This is a genomic window from Actinomyces succiniciruminis (genome assembly GCF_900002405.1).
GTDB lineage: Bacteria > Actinomycetota > Actinomycetes > Actinomycetales > Actinomycetaceae > Actinomyces > Actinomyces succiniciruminis.
Genome location: NZ_LK995535.1, coordinates 24,818 through 50,988, shown reverse-complemented (window position 1 = coordinate 50,988; position 26,171 = coordinate 24,818). Strand labels below are relative to the sequence as shown.

Sequence of the window (26,171 nt, the reverse complement as noted above, 5' to 3'; positions counted from 1 at the left end):
ACAGGCTAGCCGGTGGTCCAGAGAATTGTCCCCATTGTGGACCAGACAATGGCCCACCGGTGTCGCGAGCATGGCGCCATGAGCACACGCGCAACTCCCGCCGTCCCCGATTCCGCTGCCATTCCCGCGGGCACCGGCTCGCCCCTGGTCAAACGGGGCCTGGCCGACATGCTCAAGGGCGGCGTGATCATGGATGTGGTTACCCCGGAGCAGGCGCGCATCGCCGAGGACGCCGGCGCCGTCGCCGTCATGGCACTTGAGCGCGTCCCCGCCGATATCCGCGCCCAGGGCGGCGTGGCCCGCATGTCCGACCCCGACCTGATCTCCGCCATCATCGACGCCGTCTCCATCCCCGTGATGGCCAAGGCCCGCATCGGCCACTTCGTCGAGGCGCAGGTCCTACAGCACCTCGGCGTGGACTACATCGACGAGTCCGAGGTCCTGTCGCCGGCGGACTACGCCCACCACATCGACAAGCAGCGCTTCACCGTGCCCTTCGTCTGCGGTGCCACGAACCTGGGTGAGGCCCTGCGGCGCATCGCCGAGGGCGCCGCCATGATCCGCTCCAAGGGTGAGGCCGGCACCGGGGACGTGTCCGAGGCGACCCGTCACATCCGCACCATCAAGGAGGAGATCGCCCGCCTGCGCGGCCTGCGTGAGGACGAGCTCTACGTTGCCGCCAAGGAGCTGGCTGCTCCCTACGACCTGGTGGCCGAGGTAGCCCGCAGCGGGGACCTGCCGGTGGTGCTGTTCACCGCCGGCGGGATCGCCACCCCCGCCGATGCGGCCATGATGATGCAGTTAGGTGCCGACGGCGTCTTCGTCGGCTCCGGCATATTCAAGTCCGGCGACCCCGCCGCCCGCGCGGCCGCGATCGTCCGGGCCACCGCCGCCTACGACGACCCGGCCGTGATCGCGGAGGTGTCCCGGGGGCTGGGCGAGGCGATGGTGGGCATCAACGTGGCCGACCTGCCCGCGCCGCACCGGCTGGCGGAGCGCGGCTGGTGAGCGGGCGCGTCGTCGGCGTCCTGGCGCTTCAGGGAGGAGTGGCCGAGCACGCCCGCATGATCGAGGCGCTCGGCCACCGTCCCCGGCCGGTGCGCCGGATCGGCGACCTGGAGGGCATTGAGGCGCTCGTGCTGCCAGGCGGGGAGTCGACGACGCTGCACCGGCTGCTGACCGCCTTCGACCTGACCGAGGGCATCAGGGATGCCGCCCGCAGGGTGCCGACGCTCGGCACCTGCGCGGGCGTGATCCTCCTGGCGACGCTGGGGGTGCTGGACGTCGACGTCGAGCGCAACGCCTTCGGCCCTCAGGCGGACTCCGCCACCGCCCGCCTGCCCTGGAAGGACGGGAGCGTCGTGGCCGCCTTCATCCGTGCACCGCGCGTGACCCGGGTGGGCGGCGGCGTGCGCGTCTGCTCAACCTGGCAGGGCGGCGGCCGCTATGGGGCCGAGCCGGCGATCGTCGGCGTCGAGCAGGGGGAGGGAGAGCAGCGGATCATCGGCGTCTCCTTCCACCCCGAGCTCACCGGGGATACGACGATCCACCGCGACCTGCTGGACTGATGCCGCCGGCGGGGACCGCCCCGGCCGCGTTCCGCTTCGCCTGCTCGTGCGCGAAACGGTTGTAAACCAACGACAGGCAGAAGCACGCCAGCCCGGCCACCAGCAGTGCCAGGATCTGGGTGAGCGAGTTCCCGTCCGCCAGGTCCAGCACCGCGAGCTTGACCACCACCAGCATCACTAGTGTCAGCCCGTAGTGGCGCAGTGCGACCGCCCGCGCCCGGAAGCCGAGCACAATGCCCACTGCGCCGGTCGCCAGCACCACACCGGTGACCAGCAACGAGGTCGCCGACGCACCGGTGAGGACCATTACCGACCACCACAGCGCCACGCTGAGCGAGATGGCGGTGGCCGTGCCGGCGCCCGCGCGCCGCAGCCAGGGCAGCAACAGGCGGGCCGCCGCCACCGCGAGCACCAGGCCCAGCACCACCAGCGGTGCCGCCACCAGCCGGTCGCCCGCGGAATCCGCGCGCGCCAGGATGACGAGCGCCTGCAGGCACAGCAGCGCGAACCCCACCCAGCCGATGACTGGAGTCGCGGGAATTCGCGGCGTGCGCGGCCCATTTGCGCCCTCGATGGCGCCGGCGTGGGTCCCCGAGGCGAGCGCGAGTGGAGTGCATCCACGGGTGAACAGCCCCAGACCCGTCAGCGCCAGGGCGCACACACCACCCACCAGCGGGGCTGCGGAGCCGCCCGGGACCAGCCGCGCGACCAGCGCGGGCAGCACCACCACCAGGTCCGCGCCGATCAGCCAGACGGCCGCGGTCAGCAGGTCGACGCGTGCCTGTTGCGTGCGCCCGGGACTCCGGGCCGGGTTGAGTCGGCTCTCCAGCAGCAGGCTCAGGCCGACTCCGGTCGCCACCGCGACGAGTGCGAGTCCGACGGCGTCCCTGTCTGAATGTGCCCGGGTGGCGAGCGCGAAGGCCGCCAGGCCCGCCAGCGGCAGTATCAGGATCGGTGCGGCTTGCCCGACACGGACCACCGGGGCGCCGGCCAGCCCCACCGCCAGTACCGCAGGCAGTAGCAGGCGGGGCTCCACGGCGAAGACGGCGGCACCGATGCCCACCATCACCCCCAGGTTCACCCCGGCCACGTTCCGCGGCCAGGCAGCCGCACCGCCGTCGGCAAGCAGCGCCGCGGTGGAGGCGACCGCAGCCGCCAGGAGCACCACGGCGGTCAGGGCACGGGCCGCCGACGGGGCCACCGGATCCAGTCCCAGGTGCAGCACGGCCAGCACCATTGCGGCACCCACGGCGCCCCATTCCCAAGCGGCCGCGGCGCGCCCGGCCGTGCGTGACAGCAGCCGCCCGGAGTGATGCGCCTGAACCAGCAGCACGACGGCCGGCAGACACAGCAGGGCGACCCCGGTCGGGGACCCGCCGCGCAGCAGAACGGTCGGCCCGATCACCAGCGCCGTCCCCGTCACCGCCATGGAGGTGGTGGGCAGCCAGACGGCATGGCGCATCCGCCGCGCAAAGTGCGCCAGCAGCGCGGACACCGCTGCGAGGGCGATCAGGTAGCCGTTCACGAGCACCCACACCAATGCCGCCCGCCCCGGATGCGCATTGGCCTGCACCCACGCGAAACCAACCGTGACCAGGGCGCCAAGGGCGGAAACCACGGCGGTGAAGAACTGCCCGGCGGTCCAGGACACCAGTATCAGCACGAACCCCCAGGCGGCCATCAGCGCCATGGCCACGGGGGCTTGTAGGTGCACGAGCAGGACCGCGCCAATGATGGTTACGAAGCCCAAGGCCCCACCCGTACCGGTTACGGTGGCCGCCGCCACCTGCAGGCGGGGCCGATTCTCCGCCAGCGTGGTGCCCGCGGAGACCATGGCGAGGGACATCAGTCCGAGCCCGCCGACCTTCCAGCCGTCGGGAATCTGCTCCCAAACCAGCGCAATGAGGCTCACCGCGGCCAGCAGCACCAGCAGCGCCGCCGCGCCGGACAGCAGATAGGCGCCCAAGTTACCCTCCCGCGCCGGAGGCATTTGGGCGGCGGGTCGGGCTCCGGCGTCGGGGGAGTGCGGCGGCGTCGGCTGCGGCGGCTGCTGGTGTGGGGGTGCATACGGATCGGGAACGTAGGCGGTAGTGGACATGTCCCGGGCGGGCTGCCGGGTGGCGGGCCCGGGGGACAGCGTGACGGCGGGCCCGGAGGACAGGCGAGCGACTTGTCCCTCCAACCGTCCGACCTCACGCTCCAGGGCGTCCAGACGCGCGATCACCTCATCGAATCGTGCGCGCTCTTGGGAATCCATGATTCAAGGATCCGGCAAGGTTGCGGCGTTGTCACGACTTTGATACGGAGACTTGGGCGCAGTGGGCTGATGGGCGGTGGATCGGGCGCGACGCTTCGTGCGCTCCGTCTGACGGTTCGTCCCTTTGGTTGACGGTTCGTGTGTTGCGGTCGACGGTTCGGCACATCCGGTGACGGTTCGTGGGGTAGGTGTACGTACCGTCGTCGTTCATGCCGAACCGTTGCTGCTAGGTGACGAACCGTCACTGGAACACACGAACCGTCGACCCCGACGCAGCCCCGCGACGACGTCCCCGCCGTCCCGAGAACGTCCTCTGCGCGGCCAAAACGACCTCGTCAGCCCGAGTACGTCCTTTGTCCGGTGAGAACGTCCCGTTGCCTCTCCGTCCCCACGTACAGCCTTCGCCTGGCGGCCGACCACCACCACAAGCGCGAGCGGCCACTTTGATACGGAGACTTGGGCGCGGTGGGATACCCTTTTCCCATGAGCACCACCGGATTGGCCGCTGCCCAGGCAAAGATGCGCGACGCCGGCGTCGCCGAGCAGGCCATCGACGTTTTCAGCCACTACTACCGCGCCCTTGAGGAGGGAGCCACCGGGCTCGTCCCCGAGGACACCATCGAGCCGCTCACGCAGATCGACTCGATAGACGACGTCGAGGTCGACGACGCCGCGGCCCGCGAGGCACTGAGCAAGACCGTCCTGATCAAGCTCAACGGGGGGCTCGGCACCTCCATGGGCATGGACCGGGCCAAGTCACTGCTGCCGGTGCGCGACGGCAAGAGCTTCCTGGACCTGCTGGTGGACCAGGTGATGGCCGCCCGCGCCCGCTATGACGTCACCCTGCCCCTGATCTTCATGGACTCCTTCCGCACCCGCGAGGACACGCTGGCGGCCCTCGCCGCCCACCCGGGCATCGAGGTGGAGGGGATCCCGCTGGACTTCCTGCAGAACCGGGAGCCCAAGTTGCGCGCCGACGACCTCACCCCGGTGCAGTGGGAGGCGGACCCGAGCCTGGAGTGGTGCCCGCCCGGCCACGGCGACATCTACACCGCCCTGGTGGCCTCCGGCGTGCTGGACGCGCTGCTGGAACGCGGCTACAAGTACGCGATGACCTCCAACTCGGACAACCTGGGCGCGGCCCCGAGCGCCCGCATCGCCGGCTGGTTCGCCGCCTCCGGTGCCCCCTACGCCCCCGAGCTGTGCAGGCGCACCCCCGCCGACGTCAAGGGCGGCCACCTGGCGGTGCGCAAGGCGGACGGCCGCATCATCCTGCGCGACACCGCGCAGACGCCGCCCGAGGAGATGCACTACTTCACCGACCAGTTCCGCCACCCCTTCTTCCACACCAATAACCTCTGGTTCGACCTGGAGGTGCTGCGGGACACGCTGACCGAGCGCAATGGCATTCTGGGGCTGCCGCTGATCCGCAACGCCAAGACGGTCGACCCCGCCGACCCCGAGTCGACGCCGGTCATCCAGCTGGAAACCGCCATGGGCGCCGCCGTGGAGGCCTTCGACGGCGCCACCGCCGTGGAGGTGCCGCGCAGCCGCTTCCTGCCGGTCAAGACCACCAATGACCTGCTGCTGGTCCGTTCGGACGTGTATGCGGTGGATGCCGACGGGCTGCTGCAGCAGGTGCCCGAGCAGGCCTGCGTGGTCGACCTGGATCCGCGCTACTACAAGCGGATCGCCGACTTCGAGGCGCGCTTCCCGCACGGGGTCCCCTCCATCCGCGATGCACGCAGCCTGACGGTGCGGGGCGACTGGACCTTCGGAACCGACGTCGTCGCCACCGGGGACGCGACCGTGACCGAGGCGGGGGCGCCCGGGGTGATCGCCGACGGCGCCCGGCTGGGCTGAGCTGCCCGACGGCGCCTTAGGGGCGGCCCCCGGGCACACATGGGCGCCGGTGCGTGCTTCACACACGTTTCCATCGCAAATACACGAGTCTTGGAGCTTTGCATGCTCCCTGCCCCTGTAAAGCTCCAAGACTCGTGACTATGACGCAAACTCGTGTGGACTGCCTGCGTCTACTTGGACTGCCTGAATGGTCCTGCGTTTTGCACGACCTCGGGCCGCGTTCCACGACCTTGGTGTGTGTTGCACGACCACCCCGGGGTCGTGGAATGTGCACCAGGGTCGTGCAGTGTCGCCCAGGGTCGTGCAGTGTCGCCCAGGGGCGTGCAAAGCCGCCCCGGCCCCGGCGCCGGACACTGCCACCTACACAAAGGTCAGGCCGAACGAACCAGCCGGCAGAGGCCACAACACCGGTCTCGAGCAACACATTCGCGCCGACGAACTCACTACGCCCCCGAACCGCACGCACTCGCGCCGATAACCCGCAGCTCCTGAGCCTGCACACGAGTGAGGCCCCGGACCGCTTGGTCCGGGGCCTCACATGCTTCCGGTGGGCGATACTGGAATCGAACCAGTGACCTCCTCGGTGTGAACGAGGCGCTCTAACCCCTGAGCCAATCGCCCGGTGCGGTGCAGACACTAGCGGGACCGGGGCCCCCGCGGCAAACGGAGGACCGGTGAGGTGGATCACCGCCCGTGCATTTGCCACCCGGCCCCGGCTGGATGGTATGGTTCAGCAGCGCTCAGGGGAACGCATGGGCCCCAAGGCGTTGAACATGCGGATGTGGCTCAGTTGGTAGAGCATCACCTTGCCAAGGTGAGGGTCGCGGGTTCGAGTCCCGTCATCCGCTCCGAGGAGCGGGGGTCCTCCCAGCCTCTCATTGGTGGGTTGGCCGAGAGGTTAGGCACCGGCCTGCAAAGCCGTTTACACCGGTTCGAATCCGGTACCCACCTCGGGCGATTGGCGCAGCGGGAGCGCGCTTCCCTGACACGGAAGAGGTCACTGGTTCGATCCCAGTATCGCCCACCATCGCCTTCGCTCTTCCCGTGCTCAGTCCGCCGGGAACCAGCCCTCCAGTACTTGCAGCACGCCGTCGTCATCATTGGCGGGCGCGATGAAGTCGGCGGCGTCACGGGCGGCGGCAGAGGCGTTGGCCATCGCAATCCCGTAGCCCGCGCGAGCCAGCATCTCCGCATCGTTCCCGGAGTCCCCGAAGGCCGCCACCTGCCCCGGCACCAGGCCCCAGTGGTCCAGCAGCACGCCCAGCCCCGAGGCCTTGTGCCGCCCGGGCACGATCAGGTCCACGCTGTCGTGTCCCGAGACCACCGGCACCATCGCGCCGTCCAGCGCCTCGGACAACCGGTCCAGGAACGTCTGCGTGAAGCCGTGCTCGTCCACCAGCGCGATCTTGGACACGCGGTGACCGTTAATGTCGGCGGTGCGGGCGACGTACTGGTACCGGGGGTGGTAGAAGGTCAGCAGCTCCCGCATCTCGGGCGTCTCCGACTCGCGCAGGTAGGCGCCGTCCGGGCCGGAGGCGATGAAGGTCAGCCCGGCGTCGCCGTCGAGCACCGCCAGCACCCGCGCCAGCGCGTCCATGGGCACGTGCGTCTCCAGCAGCCGGACGCCGTCGGCCAGGACGATCGCCCCGTTGTCGGAGACCACGCCATCGGGAGCCGGGCCCTCCGCGGCCGGGAAGAAGCCGAGCAGCTGCGCCTCCTGATTGCCGGAGGCGACCACGAAGCGCACCCCGGCCTCGCGCATCCGGCGGCGCAGCGGTGCGAAGCGGCCCCGGTCGTAAGTGGAGCCGGTGCGCAGGAAGGTGCCGTCCATATCCACCGCCACCGCCCGCAGGTGATCCGGACGCCGGGCCGGGGGTGGTGGAACAGACACGAAAACTCCTGGGCTGCCTTGACGCGTGGGTGGAGGCCTGCCGCGGTTGAGGCGGCGCTCACAGCATAGGTGACGTCCCTGCCGCCGGCCAGGACTCACCGAGACCGGTAGAAATAACCGCCGAGGTCGGTCGTAATGACCACCGAGGTCGGTTGATACGGCGATAGGGTTCCCGCCGTGCCGCCCGAATCTCAACCATCCGCCCCCGCCATAAGCAGACAGGCCGTGCCGGTCGTCGCGCTGGGCACCATCTCGCGCCTGGAGTTCAGCCTGCGTGCAACAGCGTTGATGCTGCTGGCGGTCTCCGCGGGAGGAAACGCGATCACGACGGCGCTGATCGGAGCCGGGGCGGTACTCCCCACGGTGCTGATGGGGCCCACCGTTGCCCGGGTCGCGGACCGCTACGGTGCCAGAGGCGCTGCACTGTGCGGCATCTTCACGAATACTCTCCTGTACGCGGCGCTCATCCCGGTGGCGGTGGGAGCGCGGGCCACCTGGGTGTACTGGGTATTCTCAACGGGCTTCGGAATCGCCCGTCCGTTCGTCGACAACGCGGTCAATATCCTGATTGTTGAAAGCTCCAGAGCCGCCGCGATTGAGCGGACCAACGGCGTACTGTCCACCGGCCAAAGCCTCGGCGGGATCGCGGGGCCGGCGCTGGCCGGCACGCTGTTCGCCTGGTCCCGGGTATCGCCACTGTTCGCCGCGATCGTCTTCGCGGTCGTCGCGCTCGCATGTGCATTGCGTATCGCGGGCGTGAGGCGCCCGGAACGGACCGACGCGCGGGAAGTGGAGTCCTCCTGGAGGCTGTTGCGTGCCAATCGCCTGGCGTTGGCGCTCAGTATCAGTGGTTTTCTCTCGAACGTGTTCGCCGGCTGCTACTCCGCGGTGATTCCGTTGTACCTGTTGAAGATTGTGCAGATGCCGCCGCAGGTCTACGGCGCGAATTCCTCCATCGTCTCGGTCGGCGTGGTGCTGGCCAATGCCGCGTACCTGGCGATCGTCGCACGTGTGCCCAGTTGGCGGATCGCCGCCTTCGCCGGCGCGCTCAGCGGCATGGCGATGATCGCGATGTCCACGACGCGTCTCGTTCCGCTGCTGCTCGTCTGTACCGGGCTGTATGGAATCGGGCTGGGCGGCTGGAACTCGGGCACCTCCAGCGCGCTGCTTCGCTCCGCGCGCGGCCCGGGACTGCACGGCATCACCACCCTGTACCGCTCCATCGTGTTTGCGGGCGCGCCCCTGGGGAGCGGCCTCGGCGCCCTGCTGGGCTCGCTCGGCCCGGGGTGGGGCGTGCTTGCGGCGGGAATCGGGACGGCCGCCTGCGCCGGTGTCCTGGCCGCGATGGCGGGTGGCGACGCGGGCGCATAATCTCCTGCCATGGCCGACCCGTCGACATACCGTCCTGCCCCCGGCGATATCCCGACCTCGCCGGGCGTGTATCGGTTCCTGGACGCCGAGGGACGCGTCATCTACGTCGGCAAGGCCAAGAACCTGCGCCAGCGGTTGAGCAACTACTTCCAGGATCTGAGTGCACTGCACCCGCGCACCCAGAAGATGGTCACCACCGCCTGCGCGGTGGAGTGGACGGTGGTTTCCACCGAGGTCGAGTCCCTCGCCCTGGAGTACTCCTGGATCAAGGAGTTCAACCCGCGTTTCAACGTCAAGTACAAGGATGACAAGTCCTACCCGTACCTGGCGGTCACCATGCAGGAGACCTTCCCCCGCGCGCAGATCGTCCGCGGCGCCCGGCGTCCCGGTGTGCGCTACTTCGGGCCCTTCGTGCAGGTGTGGTCCATCCGCGAGACCCTCGATCAACTGCTGCGCGTGTTTCCCATCCGCTCCTGCTCGGCCGGCGTGTTCAAGCGCGCGCACGCCTCCGGGCGCCCCTGCCTGCTGGGCTACATCGACAAGTGCTCCGCCCCCTGCGTGGGCCGCATCGGCCCCGCCGACCACCGGGCCCTGGCCGAGGACTTCTGCGCCTTCATGGCCGGGCGCACCGGCCCCTACCTGCGCGAGGTCGAGGCACAGATGCGGGCCGCCGCGCAGGCGCTCGACTTCGAGAAGGCGGCCCGCCTGCGTGACGACGCCGAGGCTCTGCGCAAGGTCATCGAGCAGAACGCGGTGGTGCTGCCGGAGGCCACCGACGTGGACGTTTTCGCGCTGGCCCGGGACGAGCTCACCGCCGCCGTCCAGGTCTTCCACGTGCGCGGCGGGCGGGTGCGCGGCCAGCGCGGCTGGGTGATCGACCTGGTCGAGGACGCCACCGACGCCGAACTCATCGAGCGGCTCCTCCAGCAGGTCTACTCCGATCTGCTCGACCCGGCCGACGCCGCCGCCCCCGCGGGCACCGCCGTCGGCGCGCCCGCCCGCTCCGGGCCGACCACCTCCCTCGGTGTCGGCGGTCGTGCCCCCGCCGCCCCGCTGGAGCGCACCGCCCCCGAGAACGGCAATCGCACCGGACGCCGCGAGCGCGGCGCCACCAGCGTCGACGACGTCACCCACACCGCCACCACCGCCGTCCCGCGGGAGATCCTGGTGCCCGCCCTGCCGTCCGACGCCGGGGCCGTACGCGACTGGCTGACCGGCCTGCGCGGCGCCCGGGTGGAGCTGCGCGTGCCCCTGCGCGGGGACAAGGCCGCCCTCATGGACAACGTGCGCAAGAACGCCGAGGAGGCGCTGCGCCAGCACAAGACCCGCCGCGCCGGCGACCTCACCCAGCGCTCCCAGGCGCTGGAGGAGCTGGCCGAGGCCCTGGACCTGCCCGAGGCGCCGCTGCGGGTGGAGTGCTACGACATCTCCCACACGCAGGGCACCTACCAGGTCGGCTCCATGGTGGTCTTCGAGGACGGCGCCCCCAAGAAATCCGACTACCGGCGCTTCATCATCCGCGGCGAGGACGGCACCGGCACCGCCGACGACACCGCCGCCATGCACGAGGTACTCACCCGTCGCTTCAAGCGGCTGCTGGCCGAGCAGAACCGCCCCGGCCCGGTGTCCGGCTCCGTCCCCGCCGACGTCGGCGGGGAGTACGTGGAGGAGACGGCCGACGACGTCGTGGCGGACGCCCCCGGTGGCAAGCCCGCGGGCGCCGCCGGCGGCGCGACGGCTGCCGGGGCCGGCGACACCGCAGTGCCCGTTTCCGGTCCGGTCGACCCCGACACCGGCCGTCCCCGGCGCTTCTCCTACACGCCCGGGCTCGTCGTCGTCGACGGCGGCCTGCCGCAGGTCAATGCCGCCCGGGCGGTCCTCGACGAACTCGGCGTGGACGTGCCGCTGGTGGGCCTGGCCAAGCGGCTGGAGGAGGTGTGGGTGCCGGGGGAGGAGTTCCCGATCGTGCTGCCACGCACCTCGCCGGCCCTGTACCTGCTGCAGTACCTGCGCGACGAGTCCCACCGCTTCGCGATCACCCATCACCGTAAGAAGCGTTCGGCGGGCATGACCCGCTCCGTGCTCGACACCGTCCCCGGCCTCGGCCCCGCCAGGCAGGCGGCGCTGCTGAAGGAGTTCGGCTCCGTCAAGCGCATCCGGGCGGCATCCGCCGAGCAGATCGCCGCCGTCAAGGGCATTGGCCCAACCCTGGCCGCCACCATTCAGCAGCACCTCGCCGGGGCACAGGCCGGGGCGGCTACCGGGACGGAGGCGGAGACGGACCCCGCTGCGGCGTCATCGGATCGGTGACACAATCCCACAGGTGGAGATCCTGCGGGTGTTCAACAACAACGTGATCCTGGCGCGTGACGAGCTGGGACGCGAGACGATCCTGACCGGCCGCGGCCTCGGCTTCCAGCACAAACCGGGCCAGGAGGTCGACACCTCCCGGGTGGCGCGCCGCTACGTGCTGGCGCAGAACGCCGAGAGCGTCGGCGAGGTGATGGCCGCGATCCCGCTGGAGCGCATCGCCCTGATCGAGCGCACCTTCCGTGCGGCCGCCCGGGAGCTGGGCACCACCGTGCCCTCCTCCACGGTCGTGGCGGTCGTCGATCACGTCAATCAGGCCATGGAGCGGGCGGCCGCGGGCATCGTCATGGACTATCCGCTGCGCGCCGAGGCCGCCCACCTGCACCCGGAGGAGCTGCGGCTCGCGGAGCGCATGGTCGCCGAGCTCAACCGCGCCCAGGAGGTGCAACTGCCCGACGGGGAGGCCGTCGCCCTGGCCCTGCACCTGTTCGCCGCCGCCGTGGGCGCCCCCTCAACCCGGGAGGCGACGCGCCAGTCGAAGCTGATCGGCCAGGTCATGGATGTGCTCAAGGCCGCCTACGGCCGCGACTTCCGCGCCGACTCCATCGACGCCGCCCGCTTCGCGGTGCACTTGCGCTACTTCCTGGTGCGTGCCCGCACCGACGAGCAGGTGGCAGACGGTACGGGAACTGCGATCGCCGAGTCCCTGCGGCTGCGCTATCCGCGGGCCTACCGGGTGGCGGTGCGGGTGAAGGAACTGTTGGAGATGCGTCTGGGAATCACGGTGCAGGACGACGAGACCGCCTACCTGACCATGCACGTGGCCCGGCTGGAGTCCGGCATCGACCGGGAACCCCTCCAACCCGAATAGGTGGTGTGACTAAGGGCACCCTCGGAGGCTATGCCGCCGCACCCCCGGTACCTTCTAAGCTGTTCCCTGAGCCCCCCAGAAGGGGCCCAGGATTGTTACCCGCAAGGGGCAAGACCTGAGACGACTCGCAGATGTTCTGCGCGGTCGCCTCGGGTCTTTTTTGTTTTCCTGCCGCTTGCGGGCACCAGGATCGAGGAGGATCAGCATGGCCAAGGTCGACTACGCGGCGCTGGCGCCGCAACTGCTGGAGAAGGTCGGAGGTGAGGGCAACGTCCGCTCCATAACCCACTGCGCCACACGCCTGCGCCTGGTCCTGGCCGACGAGTCCAAGGCGGCGACGGCACAGATCAAGCAGCTGCCCGGCGTCGTCACCGTCGTGCAGGCCGGCGGCCAGTACCAGGTGGTCATCGGCAACGACGTGCCGATGCTGTATGAGGAGCTGGGGCGCATCACCTCGCTGGGGGCGGCCGACTCGGGCGCCGAGCAGCCCGCCGAGGAGGGAAACCTCTTCGACCGGTTCATCAAGCTCATCTCCGCGCTGATCCACCCGGTGCTGTGGACCCTGGCGGGTGCCGGCCTGATCAAGGCGTTGCTGGCGCTGCTGACCACCCTGGGCTGGATGTCAGAAGAAGGCACCACCTACACGATCCTGAACGCGGCCGGCGACTCAGTCTTCTACTTCCTGCCGGTCGTGCTGGCGATCTCTGCGGCACGCCGCTTCAAGGCCAACGAGATCACGGCGGTCGCCATCGCCGGTGCCCTCGTCTACCCCGACATCGTCGCCCTGGCAGATGCGGACTCGGTCACCTTCATCGGCATCCCCGTGGTGATGGCCTCCTACAGCTCGTCCCTGCTGCCGATCATCTTCTCCACCTGGATTCAGGGCTACCTCGAACGCTGGCTCAAGCGCGTGCTGCCCAGCACCATCCGCAACTTCATGGTGCCGCTGCTGGTGCTCGCCATCATGGTGCCGCTGGTGCTCATGACGATCGGCCCGGTCACGACCGCGCTGTCCAACGGCATCTCCGGCGGCATCCAGTCCCTGTTCCGGATTGCGCCCTGGGCCGCGGGGGCGATTATGGGCGCCTTCTGGCAGGTGTTCGTCATGTTCGGCATCCACTGGGGCTTCGTGCCCATCATGCTGGCCGACTACGACAACCCCGGCTACTCGGTTATGACCGCCCCGCTGTTCGCCGCCGTCCTGGCGCAGGCCGCCGCCGTGCTCGCCGTCATGATCCGCACCCGCTCGGCGCAGATGCGCCAGGTGGCCGGGCCGGCCGCGCTGTCGGCCTTCCTCGCCGGCATCACCGAGCCCGGCATCTACGGCGTGAACCTGCCGCTGAAGCGTCCCTTCATCGCCGGCTGCATCGGTGGCGCCGTGGGCGGCGCCATCATCGCCATCGGCGGCGGAGCCTCCTCCGCCTTCGTCTTCCCCTCCCTGATCGCCATGCCCGCCCTACTTCAGTACGGCAACGTGGTGGTCACCTTCATCGGCATTGCCGTGGCCGTGGTCATCGGCTTCGTGCTCACGCTCGTGCTCGGATTCAACGAGGCCGACGCGGCCGCCGACTCCGACTCCGACGAGGACACCGCAGAGGACGTGGAGGCATCCGCCGAGCCCACCACCACCCTGGGCGCCCCGGTGGCGGGCCGGGCCATGCCACTGGAGAAGGTCTCCGACCCGGTCTTCTCCTCCGGCGCGCTGGGCGGCGGTGTCGCCGTGCGCCCCAACGGCACCGGGCGGATCGTGGTCACGGCACCCGCTGCCGGGACCCTGGTGACCGTCATGGACTCCGGACACGCCTACGGCATCAAGACCGACGACGGCGTGGAGCTGCTGGTACACGTCGGCCTGGACACGGTCCAGCTCGAAGGCAGGGGCTTCTCGCCGAAGGTCACCGTGGGGCAGCGGGTGGCCCGCGGCCAGGAGCTGGCCGAGGTCGACCTGGAGGTCGTGCGCGAGGGCGGATACGACCCCACCACCATCCTGGTGGTCACCAACACGGCTAGCCTGGCGGGCGTGGTCCCGGTGGCCGACGCCGACGTGGAGGCCGACGACGTCGTCGTCGAGATCGACCACTGATCCCCATCCCCGTCCCGCGCCGGCGCATCCGGTTCCGGCGCGGGACGGGCAGAATCGATTCCGAACCTGAATACCAGCAGACCGACCCGTTAACGCACCCATGAAGGAGAACCCAGCCATGCCGACACCAACCACCTTCCCCGACGACTTCCTGTGGGGCGGCGCGCTGGCCGCCAACCAGTACGAGGGCGCCTACGACGCCGACGGCAAGGGCCTGAGCGTCCAGGACGTCATGCCCCAGGGCATCGTCGGTCCCCGCACCGAGGCGCCCACGCCGGACAACCTCAAGCTGGTGGGCATCGACTTCTACCACCGCTACAAGGAGGACATCGCCCTCCTGGCCGAGATGGGCTTCAAGGTCTTCCGCTTCTCCATCGCCTGGTCCCGCATCTTCCCCAAGGGCGATGAGACCGAGCCCAACGAGGCCGGCCTGGCCTTCTACGACCGGGTCCTGGACGAGCTGGAGAAGTACGGCATCGAGCCGCTGGTGACCATCAGCCACTACGAGACCCCGCTGCACCTGACCAAGACCTACAACGGCTGGGCCGACCGGCGCATGATCGGCTTCTTCGAGCGCTACGCCCGTACCCTGTTCGAACGCTACGGCAAGCGGGTCAAGTACTGGCTGACCTTCAACGAGATCAACTCCGTGCTCCACGAGCCCTTCATGTCCGGTGGCATCAACACGCCCAAGGAGGAGCTGAGCGAGCGGGACCTCTACCAGGCGATCCACCACGAGCTGGTCGCCTCCGCCTCCGCCACCCGCATCGCCCACGAGATCAACCCCGACTTGAAGGTCGGCTGCATGATCCTGGCGATCCCCTTCTACCCGCTCACCCCGGACCCGCGGGACGTGTGGGCCGCCAAGCAGGCCGAACGCGACAACTACACCTTCGGCGACGTGCACGTGCGCGGCACCTACCCCGGCTACTTCCTGCGCAAGCTGCGGGACAAGGGCATCGAACTGGACATCACCGAGGCCGACCGCCGCACCCTGGCCGAGCACACGGTCGACTTCGTCTCCTTCTCCTACTACATGTCCTCCTGCGAGACGGCCACCCAGGAGCGTGAGGCCAGCGGCGGCAACCTCATGGGCGGCGTCGTCAACCCCACCCTGGAGGTCTCCCAGTGGGGCTGGGCCATCGACCCGCGCGGCCTGCGCACCATCCTGAACGACTACTGGGACCGCTGGGGCAAGCCACTGTTCATCGTGGAGAACGGCCTGGGCGCCCGCGACGAGCTGGTAACCGGCCCCGACGGGACCCCGACCGTCGCGGACGACTACCGCATCGACTACATGAACGACCACCTGGTGCAGGTGCGTGAGGCCATCGCCGACGGCGTGCAGGTCATCGGCTACACCTCCTGGGGCTGCATCGACTGCGTCTCCGCCTCCACCGCCCAGATGTCCAAGCGCTACGGCTTCATCTACGTGGACCGCAACGACGACGGCACCGGCACCCTGGAGCGCTATCGCAAGCAGTCCTTCGGCTGGTATCGGGACGTGATCGCCTCGAATGGCGCCAGCCTGAAGGCCTGACCGGCTACGCGGTAACCGACGGCCGCAGCCGGCTCACGGCGGGCGCACCGGGCACTGGGTAGTCTGTGCCGATGCCCGAAGAACGCGCCCCGCTGAGCCGGCTGCGGCTGCTGCCGCTGCGCCTGGTCCAGTTCACCGCCATCCAGCTGGCCTGCTGCGCCTTCCCGATCGCCGTGTTCGCCGGCATGGCGGTCTCCGTGCTCGTCTGGAACCGGTTCGACATGCCGCTCGCCCGCTACGACGCGCTGCTCATCTACGTGGTGGTGGTGCAGATCGCCTTCGTGGTGTTGCGCCTGGAGACTCGACGCGAGCTGGCGGTGATCTGTGCCTTCCACCTGATCGGCCTGGCACTGGAGGTCTTCAAGGTGCGTGTAGGCTCCTGGACCTATCCGGACGCCGGCGTGGTGCGCCTGGGCGGGGTGCCGATCTTCTCGGGCTTCATGTACGCCTCGGTCGGCTCCTATCTTTGTCAGGCCTTTCGGCGCTTCGACCTGCGCATCTCCGACTTCCGCCGCGGGCCGGTCACGGCCCTGGCGGTGGCCGCCTACGCGAACTTCTACACCCACCACTTCATCTGGGATCTGCGCTGGGCGGTGGCGGTCGGCTTCATCCTGGCCCTGTGGGGCTCCGCGGCGCACTTCACCGTGGGCGGCGACCGCTACCGCATGCCGACCGCCGTGTCGTTCGTGCTCATCGGGGTCTTCCTATGGCTGGCGGAGAACATCGGCACGTTCCTCAACGCCTGGCGCTACCCCGATCAGCAGGCCGGGTGGCACCTGGTACACGTGGGCAAGCTCGGCAGCTGGGCACTGCTGGTCACCCTCAGCTTCGTGCTGGTGGCCGCCGTCAAGGCGGAGGAGGGCGTGCGCTACGGCGACGGCGAGGCGCGGGTCACCCCGCCCAGGCGCCGGCGCCGAGCTCGCTGACCGCCTCGATGACTAGCCCTCGGGACGCGTCACGGTGATGGCTCCGGCCGCCTCCCGCGCCCGGCGGCGGGCCGAGTCGACGTCGTCGGCCGCCGCCACGGCCACGCCCATGCGGCGTCCCGGGTGCGCGTCGGGCTTGCCGAACAGGCGCACGTCGCTGCCCGGCACCGCCAGCGCCTCGGCGACGCCCCGGTAGGTGACCCCGGCGCCGGGCCCGGACTCGACGGGCGACTTAACCACGGCGGAGGCGCCGGGGGAGCGCAGTGCGGTGTCCACCGGCAGGCCCAGCAGGGCGCGGGCGTGCAGCTCGAACTCGCTCAGGCGCTGGCTCGCCAGGGTCACCATGCCGGTGTCGTGCGGGCGGGGGGAGACCTCCGAGAAGAGCACCTCCTGGCCGCAGACGAACAGCTCCACCCCGAACAGGCCCCAGCCGCCCAGCGCGCCCGTCACCGCCGCGGCCACCTCCTGCGCGCGGCGCAGCGCCGCCTCTGGAAGCGGGTGCGGCTGCCAGGACTCCACGTAGTCGCCCTCGACCTGCCGGTGCCCGACCGGCTCGCAGAACGAGGTGACGGTCTGGCCGGTGCGCGGGTCGCGGGAGCGGACCGTCAGCAGCGTGATCTCCGCATCGAAGTTCACAAAGCCCTCCACGATCACCCGGCCCCGGTCCACCCGGCCCTCCGCGGCCGCCAGCCGCCAGGCGACCGCCACGTCGTCGCGTCCGCGCAGCACGGACTGGCCATGCCCGGAGGAGGACATGACCGGCTTGACGATGCAGGGGTAGCCGATGCGCTCGGCGGCGACGGCCAGCTCGGCCGAAGAGGAGGCGAAGGCATAGGGGCTGGTGGGCAGGCCGAGCGTCTCCGCGGCCAGGCGGCGGATCCCCTCCCGGTCCATGGTCAGGCGCGCGGCACGCGCGGTCGGCACCACCCGCACCGCGCCGGCCTCCTCCAACGCCACCAGGGCGTCGGTGGCCAGCGCCTCGATCTCCGGCACCACGATCCGTGCCCCGGACGCCGCGATCGCCGCGGTCAGCGCCGCCGGATCGGACATGTCCACGGTCAGGGCGTGCTGGGCGACCTGCTGGGCGGGGGCGCCCGCGTAGCGGTCGATCGCGGTGACCTCCACGCCCAGGCGCATCAGCGCGATCGCCACCTCCTTGCCGAGTTCTCCAGAGCCGAGCAGCGCCACCTTCGTGGCCGAGGGCGTTCCCGGGGTGCCGATGCCCATGGCGGCGGGGGAGGGGGATGGGGATGCGGTCACGGTCGCCTCCAAGTCGATTGTGCGCGGTGCGCCTTCGCGCCCGGGTGGCACGGCAGCCGCGTGCCGACTGCTACGGCCACGCTACCGAAACTACGCGAGCCCGGCACAGCCGGTTGTGCCATGCTGGGGGCATGGACGCACAGGACCGAACCGACCCCGGCCGCCCGCCGGCGCCGGATGCCGGCCCCGACCGGATCCCCCCGTCGGTACCCGTCGCCGGGCCCGCCCCCGCCGCCCCGCCGCCGCCGGGACTCCCCCCGCGCAAGCCGGTGCGCCACCTCGCCACCCCAGCGGCGGACGCCCCCGCCCCCCGCGATCCGGCCAAGGACACGGTCCCGCGCGGCATCCCAGCCATCGATGAGGCGGCCCCGCCGGTGCCGCCGGCCAAGCGGCCGGAGATGATCATCGTCACCGGCATGTCCGGCGCGGGCCGCTCCCGGGCCGCCAACGCCCTGGAGGACCTCGACTGGTACGTGGTGGACAACCTGCCACCACAGCTGCTGCCGGCGCTCGCGGGCATGATGACGACGGTCGGGGCGGGCGTGCACCGGCTGGCCGCGGTCGTCGATGTGCGCAGCCGCGAGTTCTTCGCCTCCTTCATGAAGTACCTGGGGCAGCTGCGCGACGCCGGCGTGGACGTGCGCCTGATCTTCCTGGATGCCTCCGATGCCGCGCTCATCCGCCGCTTCGAGTCCTCCCGCCGCCCCCACCCCCTGCAGGGCACCGGCTCCATCCTGGACGGCATCGAGCACGAGCGCACCCTGCTGGCCGGCCTGAAGGGCACCGCCGACGAGGTCATCAACACCTCCGACTACTCGGTGCACGACCTGGCCCGCCGGATCCGGGAACTGGTCGCCCACGAGTCCGACCTGGGCCTGCGGGTGACGGTCATGTCCTTCGGCTTCAAGTACGGGCTGCCGATGGACGCCGACCACGTCCTGGACGTGCGCTTCATCCCGAACCCCTACTGGGTTTCGGAACTGCGGCATCTGACCGGGCGGGACGCGCCGGTGGCCGAGTACGTGTTCCAGCAGGATGGCGCGGCCGCCTTCGTGGACGGATACGTGAACCTGCTGATCCCGGCGCTGCCCCGTTACGTGGACGAGCTCAAACCGAATGTCACCATCGCGGTCGGCTGTACCGGCGGCAAGCACCGCTCGGTTGCGACCGCCGAGCGGATCGGCGCCGGCCTGCGGGCCGCGGGATTCAAGGTCGCCGTGCAGCACCGGGACCTGGGGAGGGAGTGAACGTCATGGGACAGACTCCGGGGGAACCCGGGCACGGTGCAACCGGCATCGACGTGCCCGGCGCCCGCGCCACCATCGACTCGGCCGGCTGGCGTCGACGCGGGGAGGAGGGGCCGGCCGTCGTCGCCCTGGGCGGTGGACACGGCCTGTCCGCCACCCTGCGGGCCCTGCGGCACGTCACCCAGCGGCTCACCGCCGTGGTCACCGTCGCCGACGACGGCGGCTCCTCGGGCCGCCTGCGCCGCGAGTTCAACTGCCTGCCGCCCGGCGACCTGCGCATGGCCCTGGCGGCCCTGACCGACGAGACCGAGTGGGGGCTGACCTGGCGGGATGTGCTCCAGCACCGCTTCTCCGGTGAGGGCGAGCTGGACAACCACGCCCTGGGAAATCTGCTCATCCTGGCCCTGTGGCAGCTGCTCGGCGACGAGGTCGAGGGGCTGGACTGGGTGGGCCGGCTGCTGAGTATTCACGGGCGGGTCATCCCCATGAGCGCCTCCCCGCTGGTGATCGAGGCGGATATCGTCGACGGCGATCACCGCCAGCGCGTCAGTGGACAGGTGGCCGTCGCCTCCACCCGCGGCCGCATGGAGAACGTGCGCGTGGTGCCCGAGGACGCCGATGCACACCCGGAGGCGATCCGCGCCATCGACGCCGCCGACTGGGTGATCCTGGGGCCGGGTTCCTGGTACACCTCGGTGCTGCCGCACCTGATCCTGCCGTCCATGCGCCGCGCCCTGGTCGGCACCCGCGCCCGCAAGGCCGTGGTGCTGAACCTGTCGGCGCAGAGCGGCGAGACCGACGACATGACGCTCGCCGACCATCTGCGCGTGTTGGCCGAGTACGCCCCCGACCTGCGCCTGGACGTGGTCATCGCCGACCCGAGCGTGGTGGAGGATGTCGCGGAACTGAGCGCGGTGGCCGACTCCATGGGGGCGGTGCTGATGCTGCGGCAGGTGCGGACGGGGGACGCCCTGTGCCACCATGACCCGTTGCGGCTGGCCGCCGTCTTCCGGGACGCCTTCGACGGCGCGGTGGGGGACATCACCGGCCCGCCGCGCGCCGCCTGACCGGTACCCGAGTGGACTGCACCCAACCGGCCGACCCTGAAAAGCGGCCGCGCGGCAGCCCACAACCAGCCCATAACACCCCAAGAACAAGGACCAGGAGCATCACCACATGTCGCTGACGGTGACCGTCAAGGACGAGCTCGCCCGCGTAAGTACCGAAAACGCCGCCCAGCGGCGCGCCGAGGTGGCGGCCATGCTGCGCTTCGCCGGCGGACTGCACCTGGTGTCCGGCCGCATCGTGGTGGAGGCCGAGTTGGACCACGGCGGGGCCGTGCGCCGACTGCACCGGGACCTGCGGGAGCTGTACGGCATGACACCGGAGGTGCTGGTGGTTCAGGCCGGCTCCCTGCACCGCGGCAGTCGCTACGTGCTGCGTGTGAGCGACCGCGGCCGCGACCTGGCCCGCCTGACCGGCCTGGTGGACGCCCACGGCCGTCCCGTGCGCGGCATGCCCGTCGCGGTAGTCCAGGGGGGACGCAACGCCTCCGCGGCCGCCTGGCGCGGCGCCTTCCTGGCGCGTGGTTCGCTCACCGAGCCGGGTCGCTCCTCCGCCCTGGAGGTCACCTGCCCCGGCAGTGAGGCGGCCCTGGCGCTGGTGGGGGCCGCCCGCCGCTTCGACGTGGTGGCCAAGGCCCGCGAGGTTCGCGGTGCCGACCGGGTGGTGGTTCGCGACGGCGAGGCGATCAGCGTGCTGCTGCAGAAGATGGGGGCCGTGGAGGCCAACGCCACCTGGGTGGAGCGCCGCTCGCGCCGCGAGACCCGCGGCACCGCCAACCGGCTGGCCAACTTCGACGACGCCAACCTGCGCCGCTCGGTGCGCGCCGCCGTCACCTCCGGGGCCCGGGTGGAGCGCGCCTTCGAGATCCTGGGGGAGGACGTGCCCGCGCATCTGGTACAGGCCGGACGGCTGCGCATCCAGAACAAGCAGGCCAGCCTGGAGGAGCTGGGGCGCATGGCCGAACCGCCGCTGACCAAGGACGCGGTGGCCGGACGCATCCGCCGACTGCTGGCCATGGCTGACAAGCGCGCCCACGAGCTGGGCATCCCGGACACGGAATCCGTACTCACCCAGGACATGCTCGACATGTGAGATGCACCCGCGTGTTCGCCCCTGGCGTGTCCGAACCGGCACGGCGGCGTGCACGTAACGCTAGACTCGACCTGCCGGATCGGACGGGGAGCACCCCACGAAGGCCCGGGGCACACCACGTGTGCAGCAAGCTACGAATACGTGCGTCCCATGGCGCACTAGGAGGACACAAAGTGACCACCCGCGTTGGTATCAACGGCTTCGGCCGCATCGGCCGTAACTTCTACCGGGCCGCCCTTGAGCAGGGCGCCGACTTCGAGGTCGTGGCCGTCAACGACCTGACCGACATCAAGACCCTCGCCCACCTCCTCAAGTTCGACTCCATCATGGGCCGCCTCGGCGCCGAGGTCACCTACGACGAGGAGAACATCATCGTCGACGGCAAGCCGATCCGCGTCCTGGCCGAGCGCGAGCCGGGCAACCTGCCCTGGGCGGACCTGGGTGTCGACGTCGTCGTCGAGTCCACCGGCTTCTTCACGGACGCCACCAAGGCCAAGGCGCACATCGACGCCGGCGCCAAGAAGGTCGTCATCTCCGCCCCGGCGAAGAACGAGGACGGCACCTTCGTGGTCGGCGTGAACGAGCAGGACTACGACACCACCAAGCACAACATCATCTCCAACGCCTCCTGCACCACCAACTGCCTCGCGCCGCTGGCCAAGGTGCTGGACGAGGCCTTCGGCATCGAGAACGGCCTGATGGTGACCGTGCACGCCTACACCGGTGACCAGCGCCTGCACGACGCCCCGCACCGCGACCTGCGCCGCGCCCGCGCCGCCGCCCTCAACATCGTCCCGACCTCCACCGGTGCCGCCCGCGCCGTGGCGCTCGTCCTCCCGCAGCTCAAGGGCAAGCTGGACGGCTACGCCATGCGCGTCCCGGTCCCGACCGGCTCCGTCACCGACCTGACCTTCAAGCCCGCCAAGCCGGCCACCGTTGAGGAGATCAACGCCGCCGTCAAGGCCGCCGCCGAGGGCCCGCTCGAGGGCGTTCTGGCCTACTCCGAGGAGGACCTGGTCTCCACCGACATCGTCGGCGACTCCCACTCCTCCATCTTCGACTCCAAGCTGACCAAGGTGCAGGGCGACCAGGTCAAGGTCGTCTCCTGGTACGACAACGAGTGGGGCTACTCCAACCGCCTCGTTCAGCTCACCGCCCTGGTTTGCGAGAAGCTCGCCTGAGTCCGCGTAAGCCGGCACTCACCACTGTGAGCAACTGACGGACGCCCGCGCACGCCAACTCGCGTGCGCGGGCGTCCGCCGCATCCGGTGCGAACACACGCTCCGGACCTCCATCCACCAACCATCCCACCAACACAACCAACACAGCACTGCGAGGTTCCATGAAGACCATCGAGTCCCTCGGCGACCTGAAGGACAAGCGCGTCCTGGTCCGCTCCGACTTCAACGTCCCGCTCGACGCCGACAAGCACATCACCGATGACGGCCGCATCCGCGCCGCCCTGCCGACCCTGAAGACCCTGCTCGACGCGGGCGCCAAGGTCATCATCGTCGCCCACCTGGGCCGTCCCAAGGGCCAGGTCAACCCCGACTTCTCCCTCGCCCCGGTCGCCACCCGCCTGGCCGAACTGACCGGCGTGAAGGTCACCCTCGCGCAGGACACCGTCGGCGAGAGCGCCCAGGCCGCCGTCGCCGCCCTCGAGCCCGGCAACATCGTGCTGCTGGAGAACGTCCGCTTCAACGCCGCCGAAACCTCCAAGGACGACGCCGAGCGCGCCGCCTTCGCCGAGCAGCTGGCCGCCCTGGCCGACGTCTTCGTCTCCGACGGCTTCGGCGTCGTGCACCGCAAGCAGGCCTCCGTCTACGACGTGGCCCGCATCCTCCCGGCCGCCTCCGGGCTGCTGGTCGCCAAGGAGATCGAGTCCCTCGGCAAGGCCGTCAACGACCCCGAGCGCCCCTACACCGTGGTGCTGGGCGGCTCCAAGGTCTCCGACAAGCTCGGTGTCATCGCCAACCTGCTGGGCAAGGCCGACCGCCTCCTCATCGGCGGCGGCATGGCCTACACCTTCCTCGCCGCCCAGGGCCACGAGGTCGGCACCTCCCTGCTGGAGGAGGACCAGATCGACACGGTGAAGGGCTACCTGGACACGGCCAAGGCCAACGGCGTCGAGCTGCTCCTGCCCGTCGACACCGTGGTCGCCCCCGAGTTCAAGGCGGACGCCCCGGCCTCCGTCGTCGCCGCCGACGCCATGCCGGCCGACCAGATGGGCCTGGACATCGGCCCCAAGACCCGGGAGCTGTTCGCCCAGGCCATCGCCTCCTCCAAGACGGTGGTCTGGAACGGCCCCATGGGCGTGTTCGAGTTCCCGGCCTTCGCCGAGGGCACCAAGGCCGTCGCCCAGGCCATCTCCGACTCCGACGCCTTCTCCGTGATCGGCGGCGGCGACTCCGCCGCGGCCGTGCGCACGCTCGGCTTCGACGAGTCCACCTTCTCCCACATCTCCACCGGTGGCGGCGCCTCCCTGGAGCTGCTGGAGGGCAAGACCCTGCCCGGTATCGCCGTCCTGGACGACTGATCAACCCCCATCACACAGTACCCGTAAGGGAACCCGGATAAGGAATACGCAAATGAGCAACCGCACCCCGCTGATGGCGGGCAACTGGAAGATGAACCTCGACCACCTCGAGGCCAACCACCTGGTGCAGGGCCTGGCCATGGCCCTGAGCGACGCCGGGCACGACTACTCCAAGTGCGAGGTCCTGGTGATCCCGCCCTTCACCGACATCCGCACCGTGCAGACGATCGTCGAGGCGGACTCCCTGGACATCAAGTACGGCGCCCAGGACGTGTCCATTCACGACAACGGCGCCTACACCGGCGAGATCTCCACCGCCATGCTCACCAAGCTCGGCTGCAGCTACGTGGTCATGGGCCACTCCGAGCGCCGCGAGTACCATGGCGAGTCCGACGAGCTGGTTGGCGCCAAGGCCCGCAAGGTACTGGACGCCGGCATGACGCCGATCCTGTGCTGCGGCGAGGCCCTCGAGGTCCGCAAGGCCGGCACCCACGTCGACTTCGTGCTCGGCCAGATCCGCGCCGCCCTGGCGGGCTGGTCCGCCGAGGACGTCGCCAAGATCGTCATCGCCTACGAGCCCATCTGGGCCATCGGCACCGGCGAGACCGCCACCGCCGACGACGCGCAGGAGGTTTGCGGCGCCATCCGTGAGGCCCTGCGCGCCGACTACGGCGACGCCACCGCCGACGCCACCCGCATCCTGTACGGCGGCTCGGCCAAGCCCGCCAACATCAAGGAGCTCATGGCTCAGCCCGACATCGACGGCGCTCTCGTCGGCGGTGCCTCGCTGAAGGCCGACTCCTTCGCGCAGATGGCCGGCTTCTACGCCTGACCCGTATCCGCGTCAGTGGCGGGTGCGCCCGACCCCACCGTGGGGTCGGGCGCACCCGCATACATGGGGGAGGGGATCGGGTAGAGTCGCCCACGAAGCGGCGGCCGCCTCATAGCCGCCGGACAACCCCGGCCGAATGCCGAACAGCCGACAACGAAGGGAACCGCGTGGGCACGCTGACCATCATCCTGCAAGTGCTGCTGGTGCTGTCCAGCTTCTTCCTGATCATGACGATCCTCATGCACAAGGGCAGGGGCGGCGGCCTATCGGACATGTTCGGCGGCGGCATCACCTCCTCCGCCGGCTCCTCCGGCGTGGCCGAACGCAACCTCAACCGCATCACCGTCGGCGTCGCCCTGGTATGGGTCGCCACGATCATCGGCCTGGGCCTACTGGCCCGCTTCGCCTGAACCGGACGAGGTCGTCACGAAACCAGCCGTCGACACCGTACGCCCCGACGTCGACCCCCGGGGGGACGCACTGGAGCGGGCCCGGGCCGGCTACCTCGCCCACCTACGGGTGGAGCGCGGGCTCAGCCCCAACACGCTGGCCGCCTATGAGCGCGACCTGGGCCGTTACGCCGACTTCCTGCGCGCCCGCACCATCCTGACCCCCGCAGCGGTCACCGAGGCGGACGTGACCGCCTTCCTTGAGGCACTGCGCACCGGCGCCGACGGCGGCCGCCCCCTGGCCGCATCCTCCGCCTCCCGCACGGTCACCGCCGTACGCGGCTGGCACAAGTTCCTACACGCCGAGGGCATCACCGACGCCGACCCCTCCGCGGCCGTGCGCCCGCCGCAAGTGGGCCGGCGCCTGCCCAAGGCCCTCACCGTCGACGAGGTGCGTCGTCTGCTGGAGGCCGCCGATGTTGACGACTCCCCGGTGTCCCTGCGCGACCGCGCCCTGCTGGAGCTGCTGTACGCCACCGGCGCCCGCATCTCCGAGGCCGTGGGGCTGGTGGTGGACGATCTGGACGCCGAATCCGGCTGCCTGCGCCTGTTCGGCAAGGGCCGCAAGGAGCGGGTCGTGCCCATGGGCCAGTTCGCCTGGGACGCTCTGGAGGCCTACCTGGTGCGCGGCCGCCCCGTGCTGGCCGCCAAGGGCAGGGGGGTGCCCGAGGTGTTCCTCAATACGCTCGGCCGGCCCCTGTCACGCCAGTCCGCCTGGGCGGTGCTGCAGCAGGCGGCCCAGCGCGCCGGGCTGACGGGCGCCGACGCGCAGGGGGAACGGCACATCTCCCCGCACACGCTGCGCCACTCCTCCGCCACCCACCTGCTCGCCGGCGGCGCGGATGTGCGCGTGGTGCAGGAGATGCTCGGCCACGCCTCGGTCACTACCACCCAGATCTACACCAAGGTCACCGTCGACCACCTGCGCGAGGTGTACGCCACCAGCCATCCGCGCGCCCGCGGCTGACCATCGCCGGCGGTCACGGGAACGGTCACCGCGCTCCGCGCTG

20 protein-coding genes and 4 tRNA genes are annotated in these 26,171 nt (G+C 70.4%); 20 read left to right on the top strand and 4 right to left on the bottom strand.

Annotated elements, in window-relative coordinates:
* The first annotated feature begins 78 nt into the window (after positions 1 to 78).
* Positions 79 to 1,008 carry a pyridoxal 5'-phosphate synthase lyase subunit PdxS gene (pdxS, locus tag BN1056_RS12070; protein WP_210581539.1) on the top strand — a complete coding sequence of 310 codons (930 nt, stop codon included), beginning with the start codon at positions 79 to 81 and terminating at the stop codon, positions 1,006 to 1,008.
* A complete protein-coding gene (gene pdxT / locus BN1056_RS12065; protein WP_210581537.1) occupies positions 1,005 to 1,568 on the top strand; it encodes a pyridoxal 5'-phosphate synthase glutaminase subunit PdxT in 564 nt (187 codons plus the stop codon). Before pdxS ends, pdxT begins: the two co-directional genes overlap by 4 nt.
* Here the strand turns inward: pdxT and BN1056_RS12060 are convergent.
* Complete coding sequence (locus tag BN1056_RS12060; protein WP_210581534.1) at positions 1,528 to 3,825, bottom strand: hypothetical protein; 2,298 nt, start codon at positions 3,823 to 3,825, stop codon at positions 1,528 to 1,530. The two genes, pdxT and BN1056_RS12060, sit on opposite strands and share 41 nt — an antisense overlap.
* Positions 3,826 to 4,308: 483 nt before the next feature.
* Between BN1056_RS12060 and BN1056_RS12055 the strand changes: the two genes are divergently transcribed.
* On the top strand, positions 4,309 to 5,688 hold the full coding sequence (locus tag BN1056_RS12055) for a UTP--glucose-1-phosphate uridylyltransferase (RefSeq protein WP_210581533.1): 1,380 nt from the start codon (positions 4,309 to 4,311) through the stop codon (positions 5,686 to 5,688).
* 548 nt (positions 5,689 to 6,236) lie between these two features.
* Here the strand turns inward: BN1056_RS12055 and BN1056_RS12050 are convergent.
* Positions 6,237 to 6,309 (bottom strand) — tRNA-Val (locus BN1056_RS12050).
* A 154-nt stretch (positions 6,310 to 6,463) separates the two neighbouring features.
* Between BN1056_RS12050 and BN1056_RS12045 the strand changes: the two genes are divergently transcribed.
* The 3 genes from BN1056_RS12045 to BN1056_RS12035 all read left to right on the top strand — a co-directional run bounded on the left by BN1056_RS12045 (position 6,464) and on the right by BN1056_RS12035 (position 6,715).
* A tRNA-Gly gene (locus tag BN1056_RS12045) sits at positions 6,464 to 6,536 on the top strand.
* A gap of 32 nt (positions 6,537 to 6,568) precedes the next feature.
* Positions 6,569 to 6,639 (top strand) — tRNA-Cys (locus BN1056_RS12040).
* A 1-nt stretch (position 6,640) separates the two neighbouring features.
* Positions 6,641 to 6,715, top strand: a tRNA-Val gene (locus tag BN1056_RS12035).
* Between the two features lie 21 nt (positions 6,716 to 6,736).
* On the opposite strand, the gene BN1056_RS12030 is transcribed toward BN1056_RS12035, so the two are convergent.
* Entirely contained in the window at positions 6,737 to 7,579 is an 843-nt protein-coding gene (locus BN1056_RS12030) for an HAD hydrolase family protein (protein WP_210581530.1), read from the bottom strand.
* A 225-nt stretch (positions 7,580 to 7,804) separates the two neighbouring features.
* Here BN1056_RS12030 and BN1056_RS12025 point away from each other — a divergent pair, with 225 nt between their 5' ends.
* The 6 genes from BN1056_RS12025 (at position 7,805) to BN1056_RS12000 (ending at position 16,680) form a co-directional block, all read left to right on the top strand.
* On the top strand, positions 7,805 to 8,950 hold the full coding sequence (locus tag BN1056_RS12025; protein WP_210581528.1) for an MFS transporter: 1,146 nt from the start codon (positions 7,805 to 7,807) through the stop codon (positions 8,948 to 8,950).
* A 9-nt stretch (positions 8,951 to 8,959) separates the two neighbouring features.
* Positions 8,960 to 11,260 (top strand): excinuclease ABC subunit UvrC, encoded by a 2,301-nt coding sequence (gene uvrC / locus BN1056_RS12020; RefSeq protein ID WP_210581526.1) that lies wholly within the window; start codon positions 8,960 to 8,962, stop codon positions 11,258 to 11,260.
* Positions 11,261 to 11,273: 13 nt separating this feature from the next.
* Positions 11,274 to 12,131: a PRD domain-containing protein gene (locus BN1056_RS12015; RefSeq protein WP_210581524.1), complete on the top strand. Its 858-nt coding sequence runs from the start codon at positions 11,274 to 11,276 to the stop codon at positions 12,129 to 12,131.
* Positions 12,132 to 12,336: 205 nt separating this feature from the next.
* A complete protein-coding gene (locus BN1056_RS12010) occupies positions 12,337 to 14,214 on the top strand; it encodes a beta-glucoside-specific PTS transporter subunit IIABC (protein ID WP_210581522.1) in 1,878 nt (625 codons plus the stop codon).
* 118 nt (positions 14,215 to 14,332) lie between these two features.
* Positions 14,333 to 15,754: a glycoside hydrolase family 1 protein gene (locus BN1056_RS12005; protein WP_108967027.1), complete on the top strand. Its 1,422-nt coding sequence runs from the start codon at positions 14,333 to 14,335 to the stop codon at positions 15,752 to 15,754.
* A gap of 71 nt (positions 15,755 to 15,825) precedes the next feature.
* Complete coding sequence (locus BN1056_RS12000) at positions 15,826 to 16,680, top strand: DUF817 domain-containing protein (RefSeq protein WP_210581520.1); 855 nt, start codon at positions 15,826 to 15,828, stop codon at positions 16,678 to 16,680.
* A 12-nt stretch (positions 16,681 to 16,692) separates the two neighbouring features.
* On the opposite strand, the gene purT is transcribed toward BN1056_RS12000, so the two are convergent.
* The gene (gene purT, locus BN1056_RS11995; RefSeq protein WP_210581600.1) at positions 16,693 to 17,907 is read right to left on the bottom strand and encodes a formate-dependent phosphoribosylglycinamide formyltransferase; all 1,215 of its coding nucleotides are present in this window, start codon (positions 17,905 to 17,907) and stop codon (positions 16,693 to 16,695) included.
* Between the two features lie 164 nt (positions 17,908 to 18,071).
* Here purT and rapZ point away from each other — a divergent pair, with 164 nt between their 5' ends.
* The 8 genes from rapZ (at position 18,072) to xerD (ending at position 26,128) form a co-directional block, all read left to right on the top strand.
* Positions 18,072 to 19,187: an RNase adapter RapZ gene (gene rapZ, locus BN1056_RS11990; protein ID WP_083565894.1), complete on the top strand. Its 1,116-nt coding sequence runs from the start codon at positions 18,072 to 18,074 to the stop codon at positions 19,185 to 19,187.
* Between the two features lie 5 nt (positions 19,188 to 19,192).
* On the top strand, positions 19,193 to 20,254 hold the full coding sequence (locus BN1056_RS11985) for a gluconeogenesis factor YvcK family protein (protein WP_083565893.1): 1,062 nt from the start codon (positions 19,193 to 19,195) through the stop codon (positions 20,252 to 20,254).
* 109 nt (positions 20,255 to 20,363) lie between these two features.
* On the top strand, positions 20,364 to 21,344 hold the full coding sequence (whiA, locus tag BN1056_RS11980; protein WP_073332394.1) for a DNA-binding protein WhiA: 981 nt from the start codon (positions 20,364 to 20,366) through the stop codon (positions 21,342 to 21,344).
* Between the two features lie 173 nt (positions 21,345 to 21,517).
* The gene (gene gap / locus BN1056_RS11975) at positions 21,518 to 22,525 is read left to right on the top strand and encodes a type I glyceraldehyde-3-phosphate dehydrogenase (protein ID WP_073332391.1); all 1,008 of its coding nucleotides are present in this window, start codon (positions 21,518 to 21,520) and stop codon (positions 22,523 to 22,525) included.
* A gap of 161 nt (positions 22,526 to 22,686) precedes the next feature.
* The gene (locus BN1056_RS11970; RefSeq protein ID WP_210581518.1) at positions 22,687 to 23,880 is read left to right on the top strand and encodes a phosphoglycerate kinase; all 1,194 of its coding nucleotides are present in this window, start codon (positions 22,687 to 22,689) and stop codon (positions 23,878 to 23,880) included.
* Between the two features lie 52 nt (positions 23,881 to 23,932).
* Positions 23,933 to 24,712 (top strand): triose-phosphate isomerase, encoded by a 780-nt coding sequence (gene tpiA / locus BN1056_RS11965; RefSeq protein WP_210581516.1) that lies wholly within the window; start codon positions 23,933 to 23,935, stop codon positions 24,710 to 24,712.
* Between the two features lie 167 nt (positions 24,713 to 24,879).
* Positions 24,880 to 25,122: a preprotein translocase subunit SecG gene (gene secG / locus BN1056_RS11960; RefSeq protein ID WP_210581514.1), complete on the top strand. Its 243-nt coding sequence runs from the start codon at positions 24,880 to 24,882 to the stop codon at positions 25,120 to 25,122.
* A 70-nt stretch (positions 25,123 to 25,192) separates the two neighbouring features.
* Positions 25,193 to 26,128, top strand: a complete 936-nt coding sequence (xerD, locus tag BN1056_RS11955; RefSeq protein ID WP_210581598.1) for a site-specific tyrosine recombinase XerD — start codon at positions 25,193 to 25,195, stop codon at positions 26,126 to 26,128.
* The last annotated feature ends 43 nt before the right edge of the window (positions 26,129 to 26,171 follow it).

Bases quoted from the DNA above. Each gene is read 5' to 3' on its own strand.
- tpiA (WP_210581516.1), top strand. From the start codon at position 23,933: ATGAGCAACCGCACCCCGCTGATGGCGGGCAACTGGAAGATGAACCTC.
- BN1056_RS11985 (WP_083565893.1), top strand. From the start codon at position 19,193: ATGGGACAGACTCCGGGGGAACCCGGGCACGGTGCAACCGGCATCGAC.
- whiA (WP_073332394.1), top strand. From the start codon at position 20,364: ATGTCGCTGACGGTGACCGTCAAGGACGAGCTCGCCCGCGTAAGTACC.
- BN1056_RS11970 (WP_210581518.1), top strand. From the start codon at position 22,687: ATGAAGACCATCGAGTCCCTCGGCGACCTGAAGGACAAGCGCGTCCTG.
- BN1056_RS12010 (WP_210581522.1), top strand. From the start codon at position 12,337: ATGGCCAAGGTCGACTACGCGGCGCTGGCGCCGCAACTGCTGGAGAAG.
- rapZ (WP_083565894.1), top strand. From the start codon at position 18,072: ATGGACGCACAGGACCGAACCGACCCCGGCCGCCCGCCGGCGCCGGAT.
- purT (WP_210581600.1), bottom strand. From the start codon at position 17,907: ATGGGCATCGGCACCCCGGGAACGCCCTCGGCCACGAAGGTGGCGCTG.
- BN1056_RS12005 (WP_108967027.1), top strand. From the start codon at position 14,333: ATGCCGACACCAACCACCTTCCCCGACGACTTCCTGTGGGGCGGCGCG.
- BN1056_RS12055 (WP_210581533.1), top strand. From the start codon at position 4,309: ATGAGCACCACCGGATTGGCCGCTGCCCAGGCAAAGATGCGCGACGCC.
- BN1056_RS12060 (WP_210581534.1), bottom strand. From the start codon at position 3,825: ATGGATTCCCAAGAGCGCGCACGATTCGATGAGGTGATCGCGCGTCTG.
- uvrC (WP_210581526.1), top strand. From the start codon at position 8,960: ATGGCCGACCCGTCGACATACCGTCCTGCCCCCGGCGATATCCCGACC.
- BN1056_RS12000 (WP_210581520.1), top strand. From the start codon at position 15,826: ATGCCCGAAGAACGCGCCCCGCTGAGCCGGCTGCGGCTGCTGCCGCTG.
- pdxS (WP_210581539.1), top strand. From the start codon at position 79: ATGAGCACACGCGCAACTCCCGCCGTCCCCGATTCCGCTGCCATTCCC.